The sequence below is a fragment of the Nostoc cf. edaphicum LEGE 07299 genome (genome assembly GCF_015207245.1).
In the GTDB taxonomy this organism is placed as follows: Bacteria; Cyanobacteriota; Cyanobacteriia; order Cyanobacteriales; family Nostocaceae; genus Nostoc; species Nostoc edaphicum_B.
The window spans coordinates 1-3,019 of sequence record NZ_JADEXF010000826.1; the positions used below are offsets into that span (position 1 = coordinate 1).

Consider the following 3,019-nt stretch of genomic DNA (forward strand, 5'->3'; position numbering starts at 1 on the left):
GAAGAAATTTACCTTTAACCAATACCTTTAACCTTTTCCCAGGCGAAGCCCAAGACTTACGCTGTTACTAACTCCGCTTTTTCCAGCAGGCGCTGCAATTTATCGCCAGTTAGCTGTTCTAACGGCTGATCTAAAAAATATTCATCAAAAATGGATTTACTATCAGTAGACACGTCCACCATCGACAGCGATCGCACAGCATCAAACACGGAGTTAGAATACTGCTGCTGACGTGAATAACGCCTTTTCACCCACCAGTTACCGTCAGTGCATCCGACTTGCCCCAGTTTCACGCCGTTGTTGTTGTAAATGCCATCGTCGAGAATTTCAAACCCATAATTCTGGCACTCGTTGAAGATATGCGCCATGATGTAGTTTTCGGTCGTAGAAGAGGACAAGGAGCAGGGTGCGGGGTGCAGGGGGGAAATTTCTTCTCCCTTGCTCCCTGCTCCCTGCCCCCCTGCTTCTTCTTGCACAGGTAGTGTGCCATCTTTGTAGCGAGTGCAGATGAAGCGATCGCAACGCATTAGAGTGTTGGCACGAAATACTTCTTTATCGTTTACCATGACTACCCAGCGTTGGGTTAGGTGGTTGTCGTCATAGCTAATGCTGGCTACCAGTTTGTCATCAGCGTAATATTCGTGATGGTCAAACGAGATTTCGACTATTCTGAGGGGTTCAGGAGCAATTGCTTGGGCTTGGTCAGCGATGAAGTGGTCGAGTTCGGCTTGGGCGAGGGCTTGTTCGTCGGGGTCTGTTAATTAACACGTTGTCAACTGTTTAGTTGACAATTAACATATACTTTTAGAATTGGAATTATGACTGTGAAAGTAAGACGGATTATTAAGCTAGAAGTTGATGTTCCTGGATTGGGCGATCGCATCAAACAGGCTAGAGAAGCTAGGGGGCGGCCAGTTACACAGATGGCCAAAGAAGTTGGAATATCTCGTAACTATTGGTATCAGTTAGAGGCGGAAGCTGTTTTAGGTGGTGTTGCAGAAGAAACTCTTCGGAAAATTGAAGAGGTGCTGGGTGTAGATTTAGGGGTACAGTTTGATGATTGACCTTCATACTATTAATCCTCTTACTTTTCCTTTTGTCTTATTAGAGAAGCGGTGCCTGGGTTGGGCTACGCCTATGCAGTTATCAGTTACATCCAAAATTTACGTTGCAGTTGACTCTGAGAAAATCTCATTGAACTAGAAAGGTGGAATCATGCCTAAACCACCTTCTAGACGCAGCAAAGCCACCTCTGGCGCATCTACCGATTCAGCTTCAGCAGCTAACTCTGCAAACGAGGATATCTCCCAGCAAGTAGATCCAAGTTCAGCAACAATTACAGTTAGTGCTGTTGAAGTAACAGAGTTGACCCAAGAGGAGCAAAGCGATCGCCTACATCTGGAGAGGAAAGTGGAGCGGGCGTTTTTTGAGGCAGGTAAGGCACTGGCAGAATTGCGCGATCGTCGGCTTTACCGTTCAAGTCACCGCACGTTTGAGGATTATTGTCGCGATCGCTTTGGGCATAGTCGTCGCCAGTCTTATCTTTTAATGGATGCGGCTGTTGTTTTTGATAACTTGGTTGAAATTTGTGATCAATTTGATCACAAATTGCCCACAGCAGAGGGACAAGTTCGACCCATAACAAAGCTTGAACCCCATGAACAGCAGGAAGCATGGCTAAGAGCAGTAGAAGTTGCTGGCGGGAAAGTGCCGACTGGTAGAATCGTGAAAGATGTTGTGCAGCGCATCATGGAGCGTACCCAAGTACCCAATACCTACCAGTTGGAGGAAGTGTGCCAAATCGTAGTCAAAGACAATCCAGAACTCAGAGGCAAAGGTAGCTGCTGGGGGATTGTCAGCCAAGTAAATGAGTTTAGTTGCACTGTCAAAATCTGGGATGGAGAGTACGCGGTTGGGTTGCAGCACCTCAAATCTTACAATTACCTCCCTGCGGAGTGTCAGCAGATGCAGGTGATTTGCGATCGCATTAATCGGGTGTATTGGGGTGGGCTGGAGGAGTCGGTGCAGAGGTTTTTGGAGTCGCTGGGGAAGCTGAATCGGGCTTATTTGACGGATTTGGAAGAGAAAGTGTTGAGTCTTCTGGAGTTGGAAATCATACCATAATGCTGCAAGTGATTAATTTTGGTATTCAAGGGATTCTACAAAGTAGAATTTTGACTTGTGCATTTATACAGGTAGGGGTGAGATTTTGGTACTGATTATTAGGGAAAGAGCAACTCTCGAACAAGTGGAGTTAATGCTGCAAACCTTGCGAGTTTACATTAAAGTGGCAGTAGATATAGAAAGAGGGATTTTAGCTGGAGGAGGAGAGAAACACGCTTTTTGTGAAGCAGCATTGCTTGAAGACGGTAGTAGACAACGAGATATCTGGGGTGCGGATTGGACTCCTTTTAACCAATCAATCGCCTATGAATCGATTATTAACATTCGCCCAAGTCAAAATAATCGCTCAATGCTAATTCAAGACCCAGCAATTCGTGAACGTGTTAAACAAATCGCTCAGGAGTTAATTGGTGGATATGAACCAGAAATTAGATGAAAAACAAACACGGTTTCAAAGTGAAAATACATCAATTCGCTTAGGACACATAGCTTCCAATTTAGCGAGGATTAGAACATTTTGTAACAGCGCTTATAAAGAAGCTGTTGAAAGTGTGGCGGATGAAACTATATGTTTTATTGAATGGACGGCAGCAGAAATTGAACCTGAATATGCTGAAGAACTGGTTAACATTCAAGTTCAACTGGCACGATGGAGATTAACTTTTAATAGTATTTGGTCTGATGATAGCCACCGCAGAAATATGTCCGAGCAAGCTAGTGCTTGGTCAGAACAAGTATTAGATATGTCAGGGTTGTTGTCCGAATCTATCTAAAACTTTAATCATTGCGGTATTCTAGATTTTGTAAAAAATATGAGCAATCACTTATAGTTTCTAGACAAATAATTCATTTTGGATATGGCACTTGTTGAAAGTTTTTTTGCGTTGCCCGCCTC

General features: G+C 44.2%; 5 protein-coding genes. 4 read left to right on the forward strand and 1 reads right to left on the reverse strand.

All coding sequences use genetic code 11. The features are described 5' to 3' along the window. Positions 1-56 precede the first annotated feature (56 nt). Positions 57-566, reverse strand: coding sequence for a hypothetical protein (locus IQ229_RS21235; RefSeq protein ID WP_228013626.1), 510 nt, complete (start codon positions 564-566; stop codon positions 57-59). 252 nt (positions 567-818) lie between these two features. On the opposite strand from IQ229_RS21235, the gene IQ229_RS21240 reads away from it, so the two are divergent. From IQ229_RS21240 to IQ229_RS21255, 4 genes are all read left to right on the forward strand, one after another. Continuing rightward, positions 819-1,064 carry a helix-turn-helix domain-containing protein gene (locus IQ229_RS21240; RefSeq protein ID WP_199345100.1) on the forward strand — a complete coding sequence of 82 codons (246 nt, stop codon included), beginning with the start codon at positions 819-821 and terminating at the stop codon, positions 1,062-1,064. Between the two features lie 151 nt (positions 1,065-1,215). Continuing rightward, the gene (locus tag IQ229_RS21245; protein ID WP_194047116.1) at positions 1,216-2,124 is read left to right on the forward strand and encodes a hypothetical protein; all 909 of its coding nucleotides are present in this window, start codon (positions 1,216-1,218) and stop codon (positions 2,122-2,124) included. 85 nt (positions 2,125-2,209) lie between these two features. Continuing rightward, positions 2,210-2,560: a DUF5674 family protein gene (locus IQ229_RS21250; protein WP_194047118.1), complete on the forward strand. Its 351-nt coding sequence runs from the start codon at positions 2,210-2,212 to the stop codon at positions 2,558-2,560. Further along, positions 2,541-2,897 carry a hypothetical protein gene (locus IQ229_RS21255; RefSeq protein WP_194047120.1) on the forward strand — a complete coding sequence of 119 codons (357 nt, stop codon included), beginning with the start codon at positions 2,541-2,543 and terminating at the stop codon, positions 2,895-2,897. The genes IQ229_RS21250 and IQ229_RS21255 overlap by 20 nt, the downstream gene beginning before the upstream one ends. The last annotated feature ends 122 nt before the right edge of the window (positions 2,898-3,019 follow it).

Coding starts and splice junctions, on each gene's coding strand:
- IQ229_RS21235 (WP_228013626.1), bottom strand. CDS start 566: ATGGTAAACGATAAAGAAGTATTTCGTGCCAACACTCTAATGCGTTGC.
- IQ229_RS21240 (WP_199345100.1), top strand. CDS start 819: ATGACTGTGAAAGTAAGACGGATTATTAAGCTAGAAGTTGATGTTCCT.
- IQ229_RS21245 (WP_194047116.1), top strand. CDS start 1,216: ATGCCTAAACCACCTTCTAGACGCAGCAAAGCCACCTCTGGCGCATCT.
- IQ229_RS21255 (WP_194047120.1), top strand. CDS start 2,541: ATGAACCAGAAATTAGATGAAAAACAAACACGGTTTCAAAGTGAAAAT.